This window comes from Citrobacter sp. RHBSTW-00986 (genome assembly GCF_013783065.1).
Lineage (GTDB): Bacteria > Pseudomonadota > Gammaproteobacteria > Enterobacterales > Enterobacteriaceae > Citrobacter > Citrobacter braakii.
In genome coordinates this window covers 3022101-3043093 of the sequence record NZ_CP056200.1, presented here as the reverse complement: position 1 = coordinate 3043093, position 20993 = coordinate 3022101, and the positions used below count along the sequence as shown (strand labels likewise).

Annotated in this window: 21 protein-coding genes; 13 read left to right on the top strand and 8 right to left on the bottom strand. The window is 53.1% G+C overall.

From position 1 onward, the window contains the following. Positions 1–31 precede the first annotated feature (31 nt). Entirely contained in the window at positions 32–1186 is a 1155-nt protein-coding gene (gene tsgA, locus HV345_RS14925; RefSeq protein WP_181635749.1) for an MFS transporter TsgA, read from the top strand. A 95-nt stretch (positions 1187–1281) separates the two neighbouring features. Next, positions 1282–2118, top strand: coding sequence for an outer membrane protein OmpK (locus HV345_RS14920; protein WP_016152568.1), 837 nt, complete (start codon positions 1282–1284; stop codon positions 2116–2118). 47 nt (positions 2119–2165) lie between these two features. Here the strand turns inward: HV345_RS14920 and HV345_RS14915 are convergent, their stop codons facing one another. From HV345_RS14915 to dsbA, 4 genes are all read right to left on the bottom strand, one after another. Beyond that, the gene (locus tag HV345_RS14915; RefSeq protein WP_181635748.1) at positions 2166–2852 is read right to left on the bottom strand and encodes a Crp/Fnr family transcriptional regulator; all 687 of its coding nucleotides are present in this window, start codon (positions 2850–2852) and stop codon (positions 2166–2168) included. A 121-nt stretch (positions 2853–2973) separates the two neighbouring features. Then, positions 2974–3267, bottom strand: coding sequence for a chaperone modulator CbpM (cbpM, locus tag HV345_RS14910; RefSeq protein ID WP_016152570.1), 294 nt, complete (start codon positions 3265–3267; stop codon positions 2974–2976). Beyond that, positions 3267–4187, bottom strand: a complete 921-nt coding sequence (cbpA, locus tag HV345_RS14905) for a curved DNA-binding protein (protein WP_016152571.1) — start codon at positions 4185–4187, stop codon at positions 3267–3269. The genes cbpM and cbpA overlap by 1 nt, the downstream gene beginning before the upstream one ends. A gap of 206 nt (positions 4188–4393) precedes the next feature. Beyond that, on the bottom strand, positions 4394–5017 hold the full coding sequence (gene dsbA / locus HV345_RS14900; RefSeq protein ID WP_053389929.1) for a thiol:disulfide interchange protein DsbA: 624 nt from the start codon (positions 5015–5017) through the stop codon (positions 4394–4396). Between the two features lie 397 nt (positions 5018–5414). Between dsbA and HV345_RS14895 the strand changes: the two genes are divergently transcribed. The 8 genes from HV345_RS14895 to agp all read left to right on the top strand — a co-directional run bounded on the left by HV345_RS14895 (position 5415) and on the right by agp (position 12293). After that, positions 5415–5819: a VOC family protein gene (locus HV345_RS14895; protein WP_181635747.1), complete on the top strand. Its 405-nt coding sequence runs from the start codon at positions 5415–5417 to the stop codon at positions 5817–5819. Positions 5820–5889: 70 nt separating this feature from the next. Further along, the gene (locus HV345_RS14890; protein WP_016152574.1) at positions 5890–6252 is read left to right on the top strand and encodes a hypothetical protein; all 363 of its coding nucleotides are present in this window, start codon (positions 5890–5892) and stop codon (positions 6250–6252) included. Positions 6253–6300: 48 nt separating this feature from the next. Further along, positions 6301–8181, top strand: a complete 1881-nt coding sequence (locus tag HV345_RS14885) for a protein-disulfide reductase DsbD (protein ID WP_181635746.1) — start codon at positions 6301–6303, stop codon at positions 8179–8181. Then, positions 8178–8801, top strand: coding sequence for a DsbA family protein (locus HV345_RS14880; RefSeq protein ID WP_080858580.1), 624 nt, complete (start codon positions 8178–8180; stop codon positions 8799–8801). The genes HV345_RS14885 and HV345_RS14880 overlap by 4 nt, the downstream gene beginning before the upstream one ends. Beyond that, entirely contained in the window at positions 8791–9297 is a 507-nt protein-coding gene (locus HV345_RS14875) for a protein disulfide oxidoreductase (protein WP_016152577.1), read from the top strand. Before HV345_RS14880 ends, HV345_RS14875 begins: the two co-directional genes overlap by 11 nt. Before the next feature lie 134 nt (positions 9298–9431). Next, positions 9432–10187, top strand: coding sequence for a sulfite exporter TauE/SafE family protein (locus HV345_RS14870; protein ID WP_114682422.1), 756 nt, complete (start codon positions 9432–9434; stop codon positions 10185–10187). Positions 10188–10256: 69 nt separating this feature from the next. Next, positions 10257–10964 carry a helix-turn-helix transcriptional regulator gene (locus tag HV345_RS14865; RefSeq protein ID WP_181635745.1) on the top strand — a complete coding sequence of 236 codons (708 nt, stop codon included), beginning with the start codon at positions 10257–10259 and terminating at the stop codon, positions 10962–10964. A gap of 87 nt (positions 10965–11051) precedes the next feature. After that, entirely contained in the window at positions 11052–12293 is a 1242-nt protein-coding gene (gene agp / locus HV345_RS14860) for a bifunctional glucose-1-phosphatase/inositol phosphatase (protein WP_181635744.1), read from the top strand. A gap of 38 nt (positions 12294–12331) precedes the next feature. On the opposite strand, the gene HV345_RS14855 is transcribed toward agp, so the two are convergent. Then, complete coding sequence (locus HV345_RS14855) at positions 12332–12559, bottom strand: YccJ family protein (protein ID WP_016152581.1); 228 nt, start codon at positions 12557–12559, stop codon at positions 12332–12334. A 20-nt stretch (positions 12560–12579) separates the two neighbouring features. Beyond that, positions 12580–13176: an NAD(P)H:quinone oxidoreductase gene (gene wrbA / locus HV345_RS14850; protein WP_003832057.1), complete on the bottom strand. Its 597-nt coding sequence runs from the start codon at positions 13174–13176 to the stop codon at positions 12580–12582. Positions 13177–13562: 386 nt separating this feature from the next. Here wrbA and HV345_RS14845 point away from each other — a divergent pair, with 386 nt between their 5' ends. From HV345_RS14845 to rutR, 3 genes are all read left to right on the top strand, one after another. Continuing rightward, positions 13563–13736 (top strand): general stress protein, encoded by a 174-nt coding sequence (locus tag HV345_RS14845; protein ID WP_003036022.1) that lies wholly within the window; start codon positions 13563–13565, stop codon positions 13734–13736. Positions 13737–13900: 164 nt separating this feature from the next. Next, positions 13901–14815, top strand: coding sequence for a DMT family transporter (locus HV345_RS14840; protein WP_181635743.1), 915 nt, complete (start codon positions 13901–13903; stop codon positions 14813–14815). 58 nt (positions 14816–14873) lie between these two features. After that, positions 14874–15512, top strand: a complete 639-nt coding sequence (rutR, locus tag HV345_RS14835) for an HTH-type transcriptional regulator RutR (RefSeq protein WP_016152583.1) — start codon at positions 14874–14876, stop codon at positions 15510–15512. Here rutR and HV345_RS14830 read toward each other — a convergent pair. Both HV345_RS14830 and putA read right to left on the bottom strand, forming a co-directional pair. Next, positions 15509–15904, bottom strand: a complete 396-nt coding sequence (locus HV345_RS14830; protein WP_016156166.1) for a lysozyme inhibitor LprI family protein — start codon at positions 15902–15904, stop codon at positions 15509–15511. The genes rutR and HV345_RS14830 overlap by 4 nt on opposite strands. A gap of 777 nt (positions 15905–16681) precedes the next feature. Then, the gene (putA, locus tag HV345_RS14825; protein ID WP_016152585.1) at positions 16682–20644 is read right to left on the bottom strand and encodes a trifunctional transcriptional regulator/proline dehydrogenase/L-glutamate gamma-semialdehyde dehydrogenase; all 3963 of its coding nucleotides are present in this window, start codon (positions 20642–20644) and stop codon (positions 16682–16684) included. Between the last annotated feature and the right edge of the window lie 349 nt (positions 20645–20993).

Below are 20993 nucleotides of genomic sequence, written 5' to 3'. Positions count from 1 at the left end.
ATTTAAATGAACCAATCAGAGATGGCATTATATGAAGAATAAAATAGCACTTACGCTGATTAGTTTTCTGGCAAATTTTATTATGGCAGGATTTGCCAGTCAGTTTGGCATGCTGATTGAACCGATTGCAGTACGCTACAGTGCCGATGTGAATACCGTCGCCTCGATATTTTCGTTGCTTAACGGTGGGGCGTTAGCCGGGACCATCGCCGCCTTTTTCCTGATTGAGAAAATCGGCGTTAAGCGTATGACGCTCATTATCTATTCGATAGTGTTCCTCTGCGCTCTCGCAATGCACTTAAGCTCTGGCTTATGGCCGGTGATGGTCGCCATGACCCTGGTGGGTTTCTGCGGCGGGATTGGTCTGTGCGTGGCGGGAACGATCGTGGTTTCGGTTTGGCAGGATCGCATTCAAAGTACGATGCTGGTGGTGCAGGACGCCACCTTTAACGTCGCGGGCGTAGTTTTCCCGCTGATTACCACCTTCGCCCTGACGCACAATATGTCGTGGAGTTACAGCTATCTGAGCGTAGGCATAGTGGCCTTACTCACGCTGGGCGTTGTGGCTCTCACCCGCTTTACCGCCTGTGAAACGGCTCCTGCAGCGGATAGCGCAGACCCGGTGAAATCCGAGTGGAATCCAGGGATTATCAGCGGAGGCATTGGCCTGTTCTTAGGTATGTTGGCGCTGTATACCTTCCTGACCTGGGCACCATTATTTGTGAAGAACAAATTTGGTATTCCCTTCGAAGAAGCAGGTAATATTATTACGCAATACTGGGGGGCTGCGCTGGTCGGCGCGTTAGTCTCAACCGTTATTGTTTCCCGCGTAAAGATACATTATTTCTTGCTTAGCATTATTTTGTTAGCTTGCGTTATTACCACCATCATTGTCACGAAGGAAAATATCTCCGGGCTTGATTATCTGGCCTATAGTTACGGGTTTGTCTGCGCAGCGCTGTATAACTCCTTTATTGCCTACGGGGTTTCTTTCGTGAAGCGCGCGAGTAGCCAGAACGTTTCTTATATTTTAATTAGCGGTAGTGCTGGCGCCATGTTTAGTCCGGCGATCAGTGCGCTAATGGAAAAAACTATGGGGTTGCAGAAAATCATGTACGCAATACCGGTGTTGTATTTAATTATCTTTATTATGTTGATGGGTACATTAAAACTCAAACGTAATTAAACACAGTAATAACGCTTACCTCTTTAATTAGATAGCCCGCCGTCACGCCATTTATCTGGTGGGGCGACACTCAACCTTGCTCAAAGGAATTGAAAATGCTGAAGAAAAATAAATCAATGATGAAAAAAACAGTTCTGGGTGCGGTAATTGCGATGTGCTGTACGCAAGCGCTTGCGGCTGATTATGCCGATGGCAACATCCGCAAAAATGATTTTAACTGGATGCAAATGAACTTAATGCAAAGTGTGGACGCGAAAGTGCCTTATGGTATTCGTAATGACACCTATCTTGAGCTGGAGTTTGGCGCACGATCCGGGATTATCGATCTGTATGGTTATGTGGATTTTTTTGATATTTTGGATCGCGAGCAGGACGATCGTCACGGGGGTGATAACTTCTTTGCCAAGATATCTCCACGTTTTTCCCTCGACGCCATTTTTAATAAAGATTTATCCGTTGGGCCATTTAACGAATTCTATATCGCAACGGTAAATAACATTGGTGACCGGGAATTATTTGAGCATTACGTTGGTCTTGGCACGGATGTTAAAGTGCCGTGGTTTGGTCTGGTGGGAATGAACATTTATGCGCACTATGTACGTGAAAATTACGGTGCGGATAACGAAGGCAAGTGGGATGGTTACATGTTCTCGACCAACTGGTCGACGCCGTTCTACACGTTCGCCAACGGCAGTTATTTGAACTATCAGGGTTACTTTGACTACCAGTTCGCCGCGAACAAGATTGCTAACCAGCCGTTATATAGCAATAACGCGATTGAATGGTATAACGGCATCTACTGGCATTCAGAGCATTATGCGGTAGGTTATGGCTTAAAATATTTCCGCAACATGGCATTGATGGAAAACCACGGTGGAGCAGGGCGTACCACCGGGCTGGGTCACTATTTCAACCTCACCTATAAGTTCTGATTGCGCTGAAATGACACACCAATGCTCCGTTTGCCAGGGTTGGTGTGTCAGTCAATGATGTCATTGCCGAGAAATTTACGCAGCCCATCCAGATCCTTAATCTCCAGTCCTTGCTTCGTGCGCGTTACCAGCCCGGCATCCGTCAGCGCTTTCACCGCCCGTCGATAGACCCGGTCGGTGGTGCCGAATCGCTCAGCTTCCTGGTATTTTTTATGAAAACCATCCATTGGCTGCTTGTCCTGATGCTGGCGATACAGGTCATACGCTACGTTATGTACGATAGGGTAGAGCATCCGGTGCAGGAAGATTTCCAGCATATCCTGATAATCAACGGCCATTGCGCTGGCGAAAAATATCGCCAGTCTGGGGTGCTGGTTCAGCGCTTCCTCCAGACGCTCACAGTTGCATACCGCCACGGTCAGCGGTTCTTCGGCTACGATATCAAGCTGGCAACGATACCCGGTAAAAAACTCCATTTCGCCAAACAGTTGCTCATCACATTCCATTGCACCCAGTTGGAAACGGCGACCATTCTCCGCGCTATAACGCAGAGAAATTCTCCCTGACTGCACCATGATTAGTCGATCGACTACCTGTCCCTGGCGGTAAAGATAGTCATCTTCCTGGATAATCTGTGTTTCAGAGAGCAACTCCTGGAATATCTTCTCAATTAAGGCATCATCTTGCTGCCAGATATTGTGAAAACGACCTTTTGTGAGGGGCTTAAGCTGCATGGCTCAACGTCTTATTGTTTGAGATAATTCTTATCGCTGACTGTATGCCATCTGCTGCGCAATGTCATTAAGAGCGGGTTGCGGATAATAAAAGGGCCAGCATCATGCTGGCCTTGACACATTAAGGATGGCTGATAAAACGAGACAATCGCTGGCGCAGCAGGCGGTTTTCCTGCCGCAGTTGAGCGTTCTCTTCCAGCAATGTCAGCGCAACGGCAATTCCCGGCCAGTCAAGTTCCAGCTCCTGACGCAGGCGTATCGCGCGACGCATGACGGTCAGCGCATGATCGTCAAAAGTCTCGTCTTCATGAGGTTCTATCACCCCTAAGCCGACAATCTCATGTAGCTCTTCTTCTGACACACCGGTGTACAGACAAAACTCGGTAATGGTAAAGGTGACGGTGACGTTAGCCATTATGCTTTCCCCCACTCTTTGCGCGGATCAAAGGTCTTTTGTGCATCCGCCAACTGCTGCCACAGGGCGGCGCTGGCGTCGTCAGGTTTCGGCGGCATGACGATTTTGATCACCGCATACAAATCGCCGGTATGTTTTTTACTTACCAGACCTTTGCCCTTAATGCGTAACCGCTGCCCGGCCTGGCTGCCTGCAGGAATGGTCAGCAGGATGCTCTCTTTTAACGTCGGAACGGTTACTTTCGCGCCCAGCGCGGCTTCCCACGGCGCCAGGGGAACGACCACTTCCAGATCCTGGTTAACAATATCGAACAGCGGATGTGGCGCGATATGAATCACCAGCCACAAATCACCGTTTGGCCCGCCGTTTTCACCGGGGGTGCCCTGGCCTTTCAGACGAATACGCTGACCGTTACCGACGCCAGCCGGAATTTTCACATTCAACGTTTTAGGAATTTCACGTTCGACCATGCCGAACGCATTGTAAACCGGCAGGGTGTAACTGATCGTGCGGCTATGCTCAGTAAGCGTTTCTTCGAGGAATACGGCGACTTCAATTTCAATATCGTGCCCGCGGCTGGCATGACGTTGGCGAGACTGTTGCGCATGCTGACCAAAGATGGAGGAGAAGATATCGTCGAAATCTTCGGCGTTATAGCGTTGATTCTCTCCTTGTTGGAATTGACGGTTGAACTGTGGGTCGTTGCGGTGCTGCCACAACTGGTCGTACTCGGCGCGTCGCTGTTCATCACTCAGGACTTCCCAGGCTTCAGCAACCTCTTTAAACCGGGCCTCCGCGTCAGTCTCTTTGCTGACATCAGGATGATATTTACGGGCGAGTCGACGATAGGCGGTCTTGATTGTCTTGAGATCATCTGTCGGTTTCACGCCCATAATGGCGTAATAATCCTTTAATTCCATAGCGTTCTCTCGTGTAAATCAACACTTGCAGAAGGTGAACCCTGACAACAGGTATCACCGCTAAGTTTAGGGTAATCCTGATAACGGAGAATGCCAACCGGGAAGGGAGGATATTGCTATAAACGATGCGGGCGTTGCACCACCAACAGCGCTTTTTAACGTTATGGCGTCTGTTGTGTGGTGCGAATAGTGAGATTAGCTAAACATCAGGATTTAGTGATCAGGAAGCGGACCGTATCAGCATAGTTTTGTACGAACGCGTTAAGGTCATCAGATTTCAGTCCTTTCGGATTGATCATATATTTACCGTTGATAAAAAAGGCGGGTACACCGGTTAAATCTACAGCTTTAGCCATTTCTTGCTGTTTGGCGGTTAGTGATTTCACGGCAAAACTATTCCATGCAGCATCATAATCACTGGCACTGACGCCCGCGCTGATAAATACGTTACGTATATCGTCAGCCGATTTAATGGTTTGTTTTTTCTGCACGGCATCAAAAAGCAACGGTTTAACTTTATCTTGCACGTTCAACAGCATGGCGACGGACCAGGCGTGCGTCATGTCCTGCCCCAGAGGGCCTAAAAAGTCGACGTGGTATTCGGTGAGTTTGACGTCAGCAGGCAAAACTTTTTTCACGTTATCAGTGATTTCAAAAACTTCATCGTACTGATAGCAGGAAGGACAATAGAATGAGAAAAACTTCAGCGCTGCCGGGGCTGAAGCGACGGGTTTTTCCAGTGAGATAAACTCTTTGCCGTCGGTAAATGCTGCTGCCTGAGCGCTAACGGTAAAAAGTAACCCAATCAGGGGTAATAAATATTTTTTCATTTCCATATACTCTAAATAACATTCAATAAACAAATTTTCTGCGAATGAATACGCTCTTCATTGCGTCGGGCTATAATACGATAATCACCTAAAAATGCGCTGACCCTTACTTTCATTTACGCATCAATACGTAGCGGGACAGTATTTATGTACTGTTCTGCGAATATCCTTTGGTACTCTTCGTAAATAGTGAATGATCACTTCCGTGATATTTTCGTAATTATTTTGGCAATGTTATATTGTAATAAATAAAAACGAAAATATGATTAATTATCATTTAATTTATAAAACGTGAGCAGCAACGCGTTGCGCTATGTTCTGTCAACGCAGCCGTAAGATTTTCTTTTTCTTGTAGCGTTTGAATGAATAGGGTAAGTGTCAGTGATGAGCAACCAAAATGGATATCGCTATGATTGACCACCTGGATCATCTGGTATTGACCTCCAATAATGAAGAGGCATGCGTTCGTTTTTATGTCGAACTTTTAGGGATGAGGCTGGAAACCTTCGCGCAAGGGCGGAAAGCCTTCGTCTTTGGCAATCAGAAAATTAACCTCCACATTCGGGGAAAAGAGTTTGAACCCAAAGCTTACGCGCCAACGCCGGGGGCGCTGGATTTGTGTTTTATCACCACGCGTGTGCTGGAAGAGGTGATTGCTACGTTTCAAACGCACGGGGTCGATATTGTTGAGGGACCGGTTGCACGAACCGGTGCGATGGGACCGATTCGCTCGGTTTATGTCAGAGATCCCGATCTCAATCTGATTGAAATCGCGGTATATCCTGCCGATGACAGGACATAACTTTACAGCGCAAAGGTTGCCAAAACCTGGTGAGTGGTTAAGATAACTCGCATCAATCAGTGAGGGTATAATGGCGAAACGTCAACGGATGGGATGGTGGTTCCTCTGTCTGGCATGTGTTGTGGTGATGGTTTGCACCGCACAACGCATGGCGGGCCTGCACGCGTTGCAGATGGACACCGTTGCCACAAGCGTGGTCGTAAGCGCACAAGCGCAGACCGATGAGGCCTCGTCCGTTACCCCTTGTGAACTGAGTGCGAAGTCATTACTGGCGGCGCCCCCGGTACTGTTCGAAGGCGCTATTCTGGTGCTGTGTCTGCTACTGTCGCTGCTGGCGCCAGTGCGGGCGTTTCGTCTGCCTTTTTTCCCACCGCGAGCCATCTCGCCGCCCACGCTAAGGGTACATCTGCGATTTTGCGTCTTCCGTGAATGACAGAACAGCCGTTGCTGACTGTTAGATAATTATTCACGGAGAAAATATATGATGACTGTTTTCAGGCAGGCGCTGCTCTGTCTGTTATTGCTATGGCTGCCCGTATCCTGGGCGGCTGAACCCGGCTGGCTGCGTTCACCCGATAACGATCACGCCAGCGTGCGGTTACGCGCTGATACGTCCTCAGGCGGCGAAACTCGTCTGTTGCTGGATGTTAAACTGGAGGACGGCTGGAAAACCTACTGGCGTTCGCCGGGCGAGGGAGGCGTCGCGCCATCTATCGCCTGGCAAGGGGAAATGCCTGCGGTCGACTGGTTCTGGCCAACCCCTGCACGCTTTGAGGTCGCTAATATCACGACCCAGGGCTATCACGATAATGTGACGTTCCCGATGGTTGTGCGCGGCAGATCGCCTGCCACGCTTAGCGGTGTTTTGACGCTATCCACCTGTAGCAACGTTTGCCTGTTGACGGATTTTCCTTTTTCCGTGACCTCCACGACCCAGGACCCGACTTTTGCGCATGACTATGCGCAGGCAATGGGGCAGATCCCGCTTGCCAGCGGCCTGACCGATACTTTGCGCGCTGGCGCACGGGCCGGCGAGCTGGTCGTCGAGGCTCACCGCGCGGGAGGATGGACTGCGCCTGGGCTGTATCTTGACGCCGTTGATGATGCTGATTTTGGCATGCCGCAAATTCACGTCGCAGGTGAGACGTTACGCGCCACGGTACCCGTTCATGACGGTTGGGGGGAGGGCGCGCCGGATTTACGCGGTAAGTCGGTCACGCTGGTGCTGGCAGATAACGGTGTTGCCCAGGAAAGTCGTCTTGCGATTGGCGAAGCCCCGGTTATTGAGAACGCCTCACTCCCATTGTGGCAGGTGGTGCTAATGGCGCTGCTGGGCGGTTTGATCCTCAACCTGATGCCCTGTGTGTTACCGGTTCTCGGCATGAAACTGGGCTCTATTTTGCTGGTTGAGGAAAAAAGCCGTCACCAGATCCGCCGTCAGTTCCTAGCATCGGTAGCCGGGATCCTGGTCTCCTTTATGGCCCTGGCGCTACTGATGACAGTGCTACGTTTAACCAATCAGGCGCTGGGCTGGGGGATCCAGTTTCAGAACCCGTGGTTCATTAGCGTCATGGTCGTGGTGATGCTGACGTTCAGCGCCAGCCTGTTCGGGTGGTTTGAATTCCGCCTGCCTTCGGCGATGACCACCACGCTGGCGACTCACGGTGGCAACGGCTTGTCGGGACATTTCTGGCAAGGCGCATTTGCGACCCTGCTCGCCACGCCGTGCAGCGCCCCGTTTCTCGGAACGGCGGTAGCGGTGGCATTGACCGCTTCGCTGCCAACGTTGTGGGGACTGTTTATCGCACTCGGCCTGGGGATGAGCTTGCCGTGGCTGCTGGTGGCTCTGCGTCCCGGTCTGGCGCTGCGTTTGCCGCGTCCGGGACGCTGGATGAATATTTTGCGGCGTCTTCTCGGTGTCATGATGCTGGGTTCGGCTATCTGGCTTGCGACGTTGCTGCTCCCACATTTAGGGCTGGCCGGACACGCTAGCGCTAAAGAAAGCGTGAACTGGCAACCGCTTAGCGAGCAGGCGATTGAGGATGCGCTGGCGCAACATAAGCGTGTGTTCATTGACGTCACTGCCGACTGGTGCATTACTTGTAAGGTCAACAAATACAACGTGTTGCATAAAGATGACGTACAGGCCGCGTTGCAACAGCCGGATGTAGTGGCGCTGCGCGGCGACTGGACGCTCCCTTCTGAAGCCATCACCGAATTTCTGAAAAAACGCGGCCAGGTTGCTGTGCCGTATAACCAAATTTATGGCCCCGGTCTGCCGGAAGGCCAGGCGTTACCAACGTTGTTAACCCGCGATGCGGTATTGCAAACGTTGACCGACGCCAAAGGAGTAACCCCATGAAAATAATGATTGTTCTGCTGTTAACCCTGTTTTCTGCCGTCAGCGTAGCTAAAGAACCTGCACCGTTTACACCGGAACAGGAAAAGCAAATTGAAGCGTTAATCAAGGAGGCCCTGTTTAACGATCCCAACAGCCCGCGGATTGGCGCTAAGCAGGCGAAACTGACCCTGATAAACTTCACCGATTACAACTGCCCGTACTGCAAGCAACTGGATCCCATGCTGGAAAAAATTGTGCAGAAATATCCTGACGTGGCGGTAGTGATTAAACCGCTGCCGTTTAAAGGGGAAAGTTCGGAACTGGCGGCGCGGACCGTGCTGACTACCTGGCTTGAGCATCCGCAGCAGTTTCTGGCGCTACATGAAAAACTGATGCAGAAAAAGGGTTACCATACCGATGTCAGTATCAAACAGGCACAGGAAAAATCGGGAGCCAGTCCGGTGACGTTGGGTGCCCAAAGTGCTGAAACGCTAAGCACTAACCTGCAACTGGCGCGACTGGTGGGCGTGCAGGGCACCCCCGCAACGATTATTGGTGATGAGCTTATTCCCGGTGCGGTGCCGTGGGAAACCCTTGAGGAAGTGGTCAAAGAAAAGCTGGCGGCTGCCAATGCTCAGTAAACTGCGCCGCTGGCTGCGCGAAGGGCTAATCTTACTTGCGCTGTTGGCAGGGGCGATGCTGCTGATGGATGTCTGGCGCGCGCCGCAGCTCCCTGGCTCTTTTGACAGCACGCCTTTGCAAACGCTGGATGGTGAAACCGTCACGCTGGCGGCGCTCAGCAAAGACGAGCCGGTGCTGCTTTATTTCTGGGCGAGCTGGTGCGGCGTTTGCCGCTTCACGACGCCGGAAGTCGCCAGGCTGCGTTCGGAAGGGGAAAACGTGATGACCATTGCGTTACGCTCCGGCAGTGAAGCTGAGGTGTCTCGTTGGCTGTCGCGTAAAGGCGTGGACTTTCCGGTCATCAATGATGCGAACGGGGCAATTTCCCGCAGTTGGGCGATTAGCGTCACGCCCACGCTGGTGGTAGTGTCACAAGGTCGGGTGGTGTCAACAACCAGCGGCTGGACCAGCTACTGGGGCATGAAGCTTCGGCTGTGGTGGGCCAAAACGTTCTGATAATGTGCCGGGGAAACCCGGCATTTTTTATATTATTACCCGTAAGCGGGAAGACATATTTCGTTGCCTGGCGAAGCGAGCACCGCGATTAACGTCCAGAATGGGTCATCTTCTCTTTTTCAGGAAAGTGCAACATGACGAGTTCGTTAGCGTTTGGGCCCGCTCTGGTGATGATGATTGCCGCCACGTTTGTCCTCGCCGGGATGGTAAAAGGCGTCACTGGTATGGGATTGCCCACCGTGGCTATGGGGATCCTCGGATCGCTTATTTCGCCGGTTGCGGCGGCGGCCATGCTGCTGTTGCCTTCGCTGATTAGCAATCTGTTTCAGTTTGGCGGTGGCGGAAATACGCGTCAATTAGTCAAACGACTGTGGCCAATGTTATTGACGGTGGTGGTGGCGACACTGCTTGCCAGCGCCTGGATTACCGGCGGCGATACCACCCGTACCCAGTTTGCGCTCGGCGTGGCGTTGGTGGCTTACGCTATCTGGACGCTGGCCGGAAAGAAAATCGCAGTGGCTCCGCAGCATGAAAAACCGTACTCCCTCGTCATAGGATTTGTTACTGGCTTATTGACTGGCGGAACCGGTGTATTTGTGATGCCCGCCGTGCCCTGGATCCAGTCATTGGGTTTTGAGAAAGATGAGCTGGTTCAGGCGCTCGGGATCTCTTTTACGTTTTCGACATTGGCTTTGGCGCTTGGTCTGTGGTGGCACAACGCGCTGCCCGTACAGTCGTTGAGCTTATCGGCTTTGGCCATTGTTCCTGCGCTGATTGGTCAGTGGTTAGGAACCCGTGTACGACGGGTTATTTCTCCGCTCGTGTTTAAACGCTGTTTTCTGTTTTGTTTGGTCGGGTTGGGTATCGAGATGATGCTGCGTGCGGCGTGACCTGTGCGGTGACTTTAGAACGCATTCATGGCATCGTTAATTCAGACATTCAGGGTCAAAGAGGTCGCTATGGCATCAGTGATGTTAAGTGAGGAAGAGGGCGCTCTGGAGTCGCGAATGGCGCTCACCGCGGCGGCGATGGCCGATAAATCGCGCTCGCGAATGTTGTGCGCCCTGATGGATGGCCGCGCCTGGACCGCGACCGAGCTCAGCGCAGTGGCGGATGTGTCAGCGTCAACCGCCAGTGCGCATCTGGCGCGTCTGTGCGAACAACGTTTTGTTGTGGCGCTCGCGCAGGGCAGGCATCGTTATTTTCGCCTTGCAGGCTCTGATATCGCTGAACTGCTGGAGCGCCTGATGGGCGTGGCGTGGGCTACATCTACGCCACGAAAAATCACGACGCCGCCAGGCTTACGACATGCCCGAACCTGCTACGATCATCTCGCTGGCGAGGTGGCGGTGAGGCTGTTCGATACGCTGGTTTCCCGTCAGTGGTTAACGCCGGATGGTGAAACGCTGACGTCTCTTGGGCAGGAAAAACTGGCACAAATGGGGATTGTCCTGGCTGCGAGCGCATCGCGGCGGAAATTAACCTGCGGTTGTCTGGACTGGAGTGAACGACGTTACCATCCCGGCGGCGTGCTTGGCGCATCGCTGCTACGCTGGCTGATTGAAAAACGATGGATAAAAACGGAGCTGAGTGGTCGCCGCGTCACCTTCACCCCGCATGGCATTCGCAAATTAGAAACCGAGTTCGGTATTAAAACGACACCATAGATGGTGCGTTTTGCGAAAGCGTTCCGGGAAATATGTCATATTTCTGTCACACTCTGTTGTGATTGATAACAACAAGAGGTCGTAGGGATGAATAAATCGTTAATCGCCGCAGCCGTGGCAGGGGCTGTATTAATGTCAACCGCCGCGCAGGCGCAGACCGCGCCGGAAGGCTATCAGCTTCAGCAAGTATTGATGATGAGTCGGCATAACTTACGCGCACCTTTAGCCAACAATGGCAGTGTTCTTGAGCAGTCCACCCCCAAACAATGGCCAGAATGGGATGTCCCCGGCGGACAACTCACCACCAAAGGCGGCGTGCTGGAAATCTATATGGGCCACTATATGCGAGAGTGGCTGGCAGAGCAGGGGATGGTGAAATCGGGCGAATGTCCGGCGCCGGGTACGGTCTATACCTATGCTAACAGCCTGCAGCGTACGGTCGCGACGGCGCAGTTCTTTGTCACCGGTGCTTTCCCGGGTTGCGACGTCCCGGTCCATCATCAGGAAAAAATGGGCACCATGGATCCCACCTTTAACCCGGTGATCACCGATGATTCCGCCGCCTTCAGCCAGCAGGCGGTTCAGGCAATGGAGAAAGAGCGTAGCCAAATGCAGCTCAACGACAGCTATCAGTTGCTTGAGCAAATGACCGACTACAAAGACTCTCCGTCCTGCAAAGAAAAACAGCAGTGTTCCCTGACCGATGCCAAAGATACGTTTAGCGCGAAATACCAGCAGGAGCCTGGGGTTTCGGGGCCGCTGAAGGTCGGGAATTCGCTGGTTGATGCCTTCACGCTGCAATATTACGAAGGCTTCCCGATGGACAAGGTCGCCTGGGGCGAGATTAAATCCGATCAACAGTGGAAGGTTCTGTCGAAGCTGAAAAATGGCTATCAGGACAGCCTGTTCACCTCCCCGGAAGTGGCGCAGAATGTCGCCAAACCGCTGGTGAAGTATATTGATAATGCGCTGGTTACTGAACGCGTAAAAGCGCCAAAAATAACCGTGCTGGTGGGGCATGACTCAAACATCGCATCGCTGCTCACCGCGCTGGATTTCAAACCGTACCAGCTTCACGATCAGAACGAGCGTACGCCGATTGGCGGGAAGATTGTCTTCCAGCGCTGGCATGACAGCAACGCGAATCGTGATCTGATGAAAATCGAGTACTTGTATCAGAGCTCACAGCAGTTGCGTAATGCAGACGTTCTGACTCTGAAATCCCCGGCGCAACGCGTAACGCTGGAGCTGAAAGGGTGTCCGATAGATGCGGATGGCTTTTGCCCGATAGATAAGTTCGACAGCGTGTTGAATGAGGCGGCTAAGTAAAAGAAAAACTCCCCCGTGTTCGCGGGGGAGTCTGAGCGCTAGACGTTTTTGCGTTCGATAGTCTGTTCACCCCAAAAGAGCGAATCTTTGTCTGTTTTCTTAAAGGCTTTGATGAGCACCTCGTCGCTACCTTCTTCCCAAATTTTTTCCGCCAGTTTCTCGTCATAATGCGCGACTTCAAAAATGGCTTCGGCTATTTCCGGCGATGTATTGCGCAGACTTGCCCATTCGCCGACGCGATGGGCTTTCGCTTCTTGAGTTGGCATTCGAATCCTCCTGTTGAAGATTAGCCGTTGAGTTTTACTGCCAGACCTGCGACATATTCACCCTGATAGCGGGCGATAGATAATTCTTCCTGACTTGGCTGGCGAGAGCCGTCGCCTCCGGCGATGGTGGTTGCGCCGTAAGGGGTACCGCCGCGAACTTGAGAAACATCAAACAGCTCTTGCGCCGCGTAACCGATAGGCACGATCACCATCCCATGGTGAGCAAGCGTAGTCCAGGTTGATGTAATGGTTTGTTCCTGACCGCCGCCGGTTCCTGTCGAGCTGAATACGCTGGCGAGTTTGCCGTACAGGCCGCCTGAAGCCCACAGCCCGCCAGTCTGATCGAGGAAGGTGCGCATCTGACCGGACATATTGCCAAAGCGTGTGGGGGTACCAAAAATAATGGCATCGTAATCTGCCAGTTCTTGCGGGGTTGCGACTGGTGCGTTTTGTGTTTTGCCGCCAGCTTTGAGGAAAATCTCCGGCTGCATGGTCTCTGGTACGCGCTTAATAATCACTTCCGCGCCATCAACCTTATTTGCGCCTTCTGCGACTGCATGGGCCATAGTTTCAATGTGTCCGTACATGGAATAATAAAGCACCAGAACTTTTGCCATTTTACACTACTCCTCGAGTTAACCGTGTCCGTAGCGACTCGCTACCTACCTTTAAAGATATGACGTACTGTCAGGAGTGCAAATTTCACAATCACTTCTTTGATTTATAACAATTTTTATAACAACTTCTCTTGTTGCAAAATGATACATATTTAACCGGGTGGAATTTGGTAGTCATAAGAAAGACTTATTGATTTCTCGCTGTGATTATTTCTCTATCACCGCCAATCCTGTTGCAGGATATTACAGTTAGCGGCTGCTCAGGCCACGCTTCACTATGCTTAATCCCACGCAGTTATTTTCAGGGTATCGCCCGTAACGCTGCGTGAGGTATCACTCCTCAGTACCTATGCAATATGATGTCTAATCAATGACGGAGGTCAGTAATGGCAAACCATCGAGGCGGTTCCGGCAACTTTGCGGAAGATCGCGAAAGAGCATCAGAAGCAGGTCGAAAAGGTGGCCAGCACAGCGGGGGCAATTTTAAGAATGACCCGCAACGCGCTTCAGAGGCAGGCAAAAAAGGGGGCAAAAATAGCCACGGCAACAACAAATCGTAATTGCCGGGCTAGCTGTCAGATATGCCGTGACGGCTGAGGATCAGAGTCAGACGTTACGTAGCCACCCACCGCCGCCGGTTTCTTCCGGCGGTTTTTTTGTCTGCAAGGTTGAACTGTAACAAAACGCAACGCAGACTAACGACATTCAGTTAATCGGGTGTCTCATGTCATTACTTTCTCGTTATTCCTTCTCTGTTAAACCTCAGGAAGCGATCCTCATTGTGATCACTATGTTCTGGGGTGGCACGTTTTTGGCAGTGCAATATGCCGTTACCCTGAGCGGACCTTTTTTCTTTGTCGGCGTGCGTTTTGCCACCGCTGCGCTGGCGGTCGCGCTTTTGTCACTACGCACATTGCATAAACTGACGTGGCTGGAAGTCAAAGCAGGCGTTGCGATCGGTATCGCAATTGCGTTGGGCTATAGTCTGCAAACCTGGGGGCTACAGTTTATTCCCAGCAGTAAATCGGCGTTTATTACCGCGATGTATGTGCCGTTGGTACCGCTTTTACAATGGCTGTGTCTGGGGCGTATGCCCGGCCTGATGCCGTGTGTTGGCATTGTTCTGGCCTTTATCGGGTTGGTTTTTCTCGCCGGACCAGGAGGCAATTTGCTGGCTTTAGGCGAAGGAGAGTGGATCACCCTCGCCGGCGCGGTGGCGATTGCGGCAGAAATTATCCTGATTAGCGCGTGGGCGGGAAAAGTGGATGTGCGGCGGGTAACGGTGGTACAACTGGCAACCGCTTCGATAGTGGCGTTTATTGCGATGGGACCGGCCGGAGAGACCGTACCACCGATGTCTACGGGATTGCTGGTGGTGGCGCTGGGGTTGGGGATTTTCAGTGCGATTATTCAGGTCACCATGAACTGGGCACAGCGCAGCGTTTCGCCGACGCGCGCGACGGTCATTTATACCGGTGAGCCGGTGTGGGCGGGGATCTTTGGTCGCCTGGCGGGGGAACGCTTACCGCTACTGGCTTTGCTCGGCGCAGCATTCATTATTGTTGGCGTGCTGGTCAGCGAACTGAAGTTCAAAAAGAAAAAAGGGGTAGTGCAAGAGGCACCGCCGGAGTCGCTTTAATTTAACCATTCACCGCGTGATTTGGTATGCTGACGCCCTCACAAGAAGGAGAGGGCGCATGGTCCAACGCGCAGAGAAAAAAACAGGTAAGCGCTCGCAGGCCGTCAGTGCAAAACGCCAGGCCATATTAACCGCGGCATTAAATATCTTCTCCCAATATGGGATCCACGGCACGCGTCTCGAACAGGTCGCTGAGCAGGCGGGTGTGTCAAAAACGAATCTGCTTTATTACTACCCGTCAAAAGAGGTGCTCTATATTGCCGTTTTGCGGCAAATCCTCGACGTCTGGCTGGCTCCGTTGAAGGCTTTTCGTGAAGACTTTGCGCCGCTGGTGGCCATTAAAGAATACATTCGCCTTAAGCTGGAAGTGTCGCGCGATTACCCTCAGGCTTCACGGCTATTTTGTATGGAGATGCTGGCAGGTGCGCCTTTATTGATGGCTGAATTAACGGGCGATCTCAAAACGCTAATTGATGAGAAATCGGCGCTGATTGCCGGTTGGATCAAAAGTGGGAAACTGGCTCCGGTCGATCCGCATCATCTGATTTTTATGATTTGGGCTTCAACCCAGCACTACGCCGACTTTGCCCCACAGGTAGAGGCGGTAACGGGCGCAACGCTGCGTGATGAAGCCTTTTTTAACCAAACGGTGGAGAGCGTGCAGCGGATGATTATTGAAGGGATCCGCGTGCGTTAACTGGCAGGCGGTAACGGACAGCTTAAATCGCCCTCTTCGCACTGTAAGAGCGAGGCGAGAAACGCTTCACGCTCGTTGGTTTTATCCGTCAGGCACTGGCTGGAAATCATCGCCTGGGCACTACCGCCTTCGGTGCCGGAACTGATTAACGCGCAGTCCGCATCGCGCAGGGTTATCCATGAGATTTGCGCTTTTTTCAGTAAATCGCGCTGGGTCGGGGCGGCGCGCTTAAGCGCATTCTGATAAGTGTCATTAAGTTTGGTGTCGGCCGCCTTAAACTGCTCTGCCGCACAGGTGTTCATCTCAATCTGAGTGTTCGCGTTGGCGCAGTCATCCGCCAGCGCCTGGCCGCTCAACAGCAGCGCTGCACATGTCAGTACGATTCGTTTCATGCTTCCCTCTGGATCCATAAAAAAAGGCCCCGTTACCGGAGTCATGCTTGTCAGTTAACGAGGATGAGTGGCACATACGGAGGTAATGAATCTGTTGCCTCCGGTATATTGCTACGTTCACCTTATGTTTGTCACTTCTCTGAAACGATCCTCCCTGTGAACGTGTTAAGGGTACTATCGCCGTACCCTTAACAATCCCGGCTCCCGGCGGGAAAATTGTCACTTCGTGGTCCCCTCCGTTTATTCCTCCAGGCTACCGGGCCGGGCGCGAGGAAACTTCCCTGTAAAACGCGCCCTGAACCCGCATCCCTGCGGGTTCTCCCGGCCTTACGGAAACACGTCGGCAATTTTCAGCCGGACCAGCCCACACCTGACCACCTGCGTTTTTTATCTGAACAGCAAAACAGAGTTAACTGGAAGTCAGTGCGTTGCAGCGATGACCCCGGTCCGGCTGAAAATCGATGAGGCGTTGACGGCTGACCGGGTCTGCCCGCAGGGATGCGGGCAGAGGGGGCGGCCTGCAGGGACGCAGGCCCGGCCCCGACCCGACAGGCAGACGGCATAAGACGAATGAATCGCGCAGCGACGATTTTCCCGCCGGGAGCCAGGGATGCAAGGGAGGCGGCGGTGAGCCTCTCTTGCACGTTCACGGGTGTCTGAGCCTCAGAAAAGTGATACCACTGAGGTGAACGGAACCCTGAGCCGAAATCACATGTTCGCCGTAATGCTTAATTGACAGGCATTACCCCCTAACCGGAGCCTTAATTAACCACAACCTTAGCCGATTGTCATCAGGCTGGCGTTCCCCCCGGCAGCGGCGGTATTGACGCTCAAGGAGCGTTCAATGTACAGCCTCTCCAGCAGAATATTGCTTTCGCCACGGGCAAAGCCCTGGACTGATACAATCGCCCCTTCGCGGGCAGCTACCGCTTCGCACAGGGAACGCAGTTGGTCAGAATCGCCGTGGAAAATAACGGCATCAAACGGCTGCGTAGTGATGTTGTCCGCTTTGGCAAACTGAATGCGCCCGGAGACGGCGGCTGGCAGACGTTTTGCCAGTTCACGATGGAACGCATCATCTGGCCACAGGATTAAGCTACCAACGGAAGCCACGGCGGCAACCTGTACCAGCGCGTCCTGTTCATCATCGGCGATACACAGTACGCGTTCACGCGGCAACAGCGTCCAGGTATTGCGCTCGCCAGTGGGTCCTGGCAGCAGACGCTGAGTACCGGCCTGCGCCAGTTCGCCAAACTGCTGGCAGAGCGCCTGCAGTGAGGGCCGATCGGTTGCCCATTCGCTGAGCGCTTCCAGCGGCTGAACGAGTGCAGCTTTAAGCTGCGCATCGACCGGGTAGTCGGCATCCTGTCGGGCAAGCGTAATGCCTAACGCATTTTCCGGGCGGTTAGCCAGCAGGCGATACAGATACAGCGGTCCACCTGCTTTTGGCCCGGTACCAGACAAGCCTTCGCCACCGAATGGCTGCACGCCGACAACGGCACCGACCATATTGCGGTTAACGTACAGGTTCCCCACGTGTGCCGATCCTGTGACCTGGGCGATGGTTTCATCGATACGGGTGTGTACGCCCAGCGTCAGGCCGTAGCCGGAAGCATTAATTTGCTCAATCAGGTTGCCCAGATTGTTACGGGTGTAGCGCACGACGTGCAGTACCGGACCAAACACCTCTTTTTGTAATTCGTCGAAGCTTTCCAGCTCGATCAGCGTCGGAGCAATAAATGTACCGGTTTGCCATTCACGCGCATCGTCACTGTTTTCGCGCACGGCCTGAAACACCGGGCGTCCTTTGGCGCGCATGGCCTGAATATGGCGCTCAATATTGGTTTTGGCTTCTTCATCAATTACCGGCCCAATATCCGTGGTCAGGCGACCAGGATTACCCATGCGACATTCAGCCATCGCGCCGCGCAGCATTTTCAGCGTATGGTCGGCTACATCGTCCTGCAGACACAGGACGCGCAGCGCGGAGCAGCGCTGTCCGGCGCTGTCAAACGCTGAAGCCAGAACGTCGACCACGACCTGTTCCGTCAACGCGGAGGAGTCGACAATCATTGCGTTCATCCCACCGGTTTCGGCGATAAGCGGGATTGGACGCCCCTGAGCATCAAGGCGGGTGGCAATATTGCGTTGCAACAGCGTGGCGACTTCCGTTGAGCCGGTAAACATGACGCCGCGTACGCGCTCATCGGAAGTGAGCTGCGCCCCGACGGTTTCACCCTGACCAGGCAACAGTTGCACCACGCCCGGCGGTACACCCGCTTCGAGCAAAATAGCGATGCCCTGGGCGGCAATTAACGGGGTTTGTTCCGCCGGTTTCGCCAGCACGCTGTTACCCGCCGCCAGCGCGGCGGCAATCTGCCCGGTGAAAATGGCCAGCGGGAAGTTCCATGGGCTGATACAAACCACGGGTCCTAACGGTCGATGGGTTTCATTATCGAAATCATCGCGAACCTGACCGGCATAATAATGCAGGAAGTCTACCGCTTCGCGCACTTCCGCAATGGCGTTGCTGAAGGTTTTACCCGCTTCGCGTACCAGGATGCCAATCAACTGCTGCATCTGACCTTCCATCAGAACGGCGGCACGATGCAAAATGGCGGCGCGCTCTTGTGGCGGTGTGGCGAACCAGATCGGTGCGTTATTCGCTGCGTTCTGTAACGCCTGTTCCACTTCAGCGTGAGTCGCCTCACGCACGTAACCGACAATGTCTTTCGGCTCGGCCGGGTTAACGACTGGCGTCATTTCGCCGTCAGCAACCGGGTGCTCCAGAATGGGTTTAGCGTGCCATTTTTGTAGCGCGCTGTTGAGCAGGGCAGAGGACAGCGAGGCCAGACGATGTTCGTTAGCTAAATCCAGCCCGCCTGAGTTTTCGCGGCCTTTACCGTACAGGTCACGCGGCAGGGCAATCTTCGGATGCGGCAGACCGGCCTGACCTTCTTGCTGCGCCAGTTTTTCAACAGCCTCGACCGGATCGGCAACCAGTTCATCCAGCGGCAGTGTCGTGTCGGCAATGCGGTTGACGAACGAGGTGTTGGCGCCGTTTTCCAGCAGACGACGCACCAGGTACGCCAGCAGCGTTTCGTGCGTGCCGACCGGTGCATAAATGCGGCATGGACGGTTCAGTTTGCCATCCGCAACTTTGCCGGTGACCTGCTCATACAGCGGTTCGCCCATGCCGTGCAGGCACTGGAACTCGTACTGGCCTGGATAGTAGTTTTGACCGGCTAACTGATAAATCGCCGCCAGCGTATGGGCGTTGTGGGTGGCGAACTGCGGGTAGATCAGATTCGGTACGGCAAGCAGTTTTTTCGCACAGGCCAGGTAAGAAACGTCGGTGTACACCTTACGGGTGTAGACCGGATAACCTTCCAGACCGTCCATCTGGGCACGTTTAATTTCGCTATCCCAGTAGGCGCCCTTAACCAGACGGATCATCAGGCGGCGGCGGCTGCGCGTGGCGAGGTCAATCAGATAGTCGATAACATACGGGCAGCGCTTCTGGTAGGCCTGGATAACAAAACCGATCCCGTTCCAGCCTGCCAGTTCGGGTTCAAAGCACAGTTTTTCCAGCAGATCGAGGGAGATCTCCAGTCGGTCAGCCTCTTCGGCGTCGATATTAATGCCGATGTCGTACTGACGTGCCAGCAGAGTAAGCGATTTCAGACGAGGATAGAGTTCATCCATCACGCGATCGTACTGCGCACGGCTGTAACGCGGATGCAGTGCCGACAGCTTGATAGAAATACCTGGCCCTTCGTAGATACCGCGCCCGTTAGAGGCTTTACCAATGGCGTGGATCGCCTGCTGGTATGAAACCATATAAGCCTGTGCATCGGCGGCGGTCAGGGCCGCTTCGCCCAGCATGTCATAGGAGTAACGGAAGCCTTTTTCTTCCAGTTTACGCGCGTTAGCCAGCGCTTCAGCGATGGTCTCCCCGGTGACAAACTGCTCGCCCATCAAGCGCATGGCCATGTCGACGCCTTTACGCACCAGCGGCTCACCGCTCTTGCCGATAATACGGTTGAGTGAGCGTGAGAGGCTGGCTTCGTTATGCGTTGAAACCAGACGACCGGTAAACAACAGCCCCCAGGTCGCCGCGTTGACGAACAGAGACGGGCTGCGGCCAATGTGCGACTGCCAGTTACCGTTGCTGATCTTGTCGCGGATTAACGCATCGCGGGTCGCTTTATCTGGAATACGCAGCAAGGCTTCGGCCAGACACATCAGCGCGACGCCTTCCTGTGAAGAAAGGGAGAATTCCTGCAATAAACCTTGTACCATCCCGGCGCGGCCGCTGGCGGTCTTCTGGTTACGCAGTTTGTCTGCCAGATCGTATGCCAGCTTATGCGCCTGCTCGGCGATAGGCTGCGGCAGACGAGCCTGCTCCATCAGCATAGGTACGGCGTCAGTTTCGGCGCGGCGGTAAGCAGCGGTGATTGCCGCGCGGGAAACTGACTGCGGCAGGATCTGTTCAGCAAATTCCAGGAAAGGCTGATGCGCTTCATTTTGCAGCGTGGTCGACTCATCGCCCTCATTCGCAGCACCCGCCAGCAGGGCTGGTAGTTCAGGAAGCGCGTCGTCATTTTCCAGTCTTTCGAGATAATTAAAAATGGCTTGTTTGATCAGCCAATGTGGCGTGCGATCGATTCGTGATGCTGCTGTTTTAATACGCTCGCGAGTGGCGTCATCCAGCTTAACCCCCATCGTGGTGGTTCCCATGCCGTTTACTCCTGTTGTACTGAAATACGGGTCTGATAGTTACCGAGAAATATCCACTATGTTGCAACTTTGTGCAACCGTGTTAAATGTGACTTGGTTTGCAAGCTTGGAAATGAATGAAATGTTAATAAACGTGAGTGTTTTGACGGGGGATATAAAAGTTGCCGAATCTTTTTCTCTGCGGTAGTTAACACTTTTAAAAGGTGCAACCGAAAAAAGTGTGAGAGAGTGCAACCTACAGAAAAATGCTATCTACTCTGGATCAAATTTGATGTAAATGGTGTGTTAAATCGATTGTGAATGACCATCGCTTCCGGCAGGATACGGTCGCCCTGGTAAACATAGATAT

Coding starts and splice junctions, on each gene's coding strand:
- tsgA (WP_181635749.1), top strand. CDS start 32: ATGAAGAATAAAATAGCACTTACGCTGATTAGTTTTCTGGCAAATTTT.
- HV345_RS14920 (WP_016152568.1), top strand. CDS start 1,282: ATGCTGAAGAAAAATAAATCAATGATGAAAAAAACAGTTCTGGGTGCG.
- HV345_RS14915 (WP_181635748.1), bottom strand. CDS start 2,852: ATGCAGCTTAAGCCCCTCACAAAAGGTCGTTTTCACAATATCTGGCAG.
- cbpM (WP_016152570.1), bottom strand. CDS start 3,267: ATGGCTAACGTCACCGTCACCTTTACCATTACCGAGTTTTGTCTGTAC.
- cbpA (WP_016152571.1), bottom strand. CDS start 4,187: ATGGAATTAAAGGATTATTACGCCATTATGGGCGTGAAACCGACAGAT.
- dsbA (WP_053389929.1), bottom strand. CDS start 5,017: ATGAAAAAATATTTATTACCCCTGATTGGGTTACTTTTTACCGTTAGC.
- HV345_RS14895 (WP_181635747.1), top strand. CDS start 5,415: ATGGATATCGCTATGATTGACCACCTGGATCATCTGGTATTGACCTCC.
- HV345_RS14890 (WP_016152574.1), top strand. CDS start 5,890: ATGGCGAAACGTCAACGGATGGGATGGTGGTTCCTCTGTCTGGCATGT.
- HV345_RS14885 (WP_181635746.1), top strand. CDS start 6,301: ATGATGACTGTTTTCAGGCAGGCGCTGCTCTGTCTGTTATTGCTATGG.
- HV345_RS14880 (WP_080858580.1), top strand. CDS start 8,178: ATGAAAATAATGATTGTTCTGCTGTTAACCCTGTTTTCTGCCGTCAGC.
- HV345_RS14875 (WP_016152577.1), top strand. CDS start 8,791: ATGCTCAGTAAACTGCGCCGCTGGCTGCGCGAAGGGCTAATCTTACTT.
- HV345_RS14870 (WP_114682422.1), top strand. CDS start 9,432: ATGACGAGTTCGTTAGCGTTTGGGCCCGCTCTGGTGATGATGATTGCC.
- HV345_RS14865 (WP_181635745.1), top strand. CDS start 10,257: ATGGCATCAGTGATGTTAAGTGAGGAAGAGGGCGCTCTGGAGTCGCGA.
- agp (WP_181635744.1), top strand. CDS start 11,052: ATGAATAAATCGTTAATCGCCGCAGCCGTGGCAGGGGCTGTATTAATG.
- HV345_RS14855 (WP_016152581.1), bottom strand. CDS start 12,559: ATGCCAACTCAAGAAGCGAAAGCCCATCGCGTCGGCGAATGGGCAAGT.
- wrbA (WP_003832057.1), bottom strand. CDS start 13,176: ATGGCAAAAGTTCTGGTGCTTTATTATTCCATGTACGGACACATTGAA.
- HV345_RS14845 (WP_003036022.1), top strand. CDS start 13,563: ATGGCAAACCATCGAGGCGGTTCCGGCAACTTTGCGGAAGATCGCGAA.
- HV345_RS14840 (WP_181635743.1), top strand. CDS start 13,901: ATGTCATTACTTTCTCGTTATTCCTTCTCTGTTAAACCTCAGGAAGCG.
- rutR (WP_016152583.1), top strand. CDS start 14,874: ATGGTCCAACGCGCAGAGAAAAAAACAGGTAAGCGCTCGCAGGCCGTC.
- HV345_RS14830 (WP_016156166.1), bottom strand. CDS start 15,904: ATGAAACGAATCGTACTGACATGTGCAGCGCTGCTGTTGAGCGGCCAG.
- putA (WP_016152585.1), bottom strand. CDS start 20,644: ATGGGAACCACCACGATGGGGGTTAAGCTGGATGACGCCACTCGCGAG.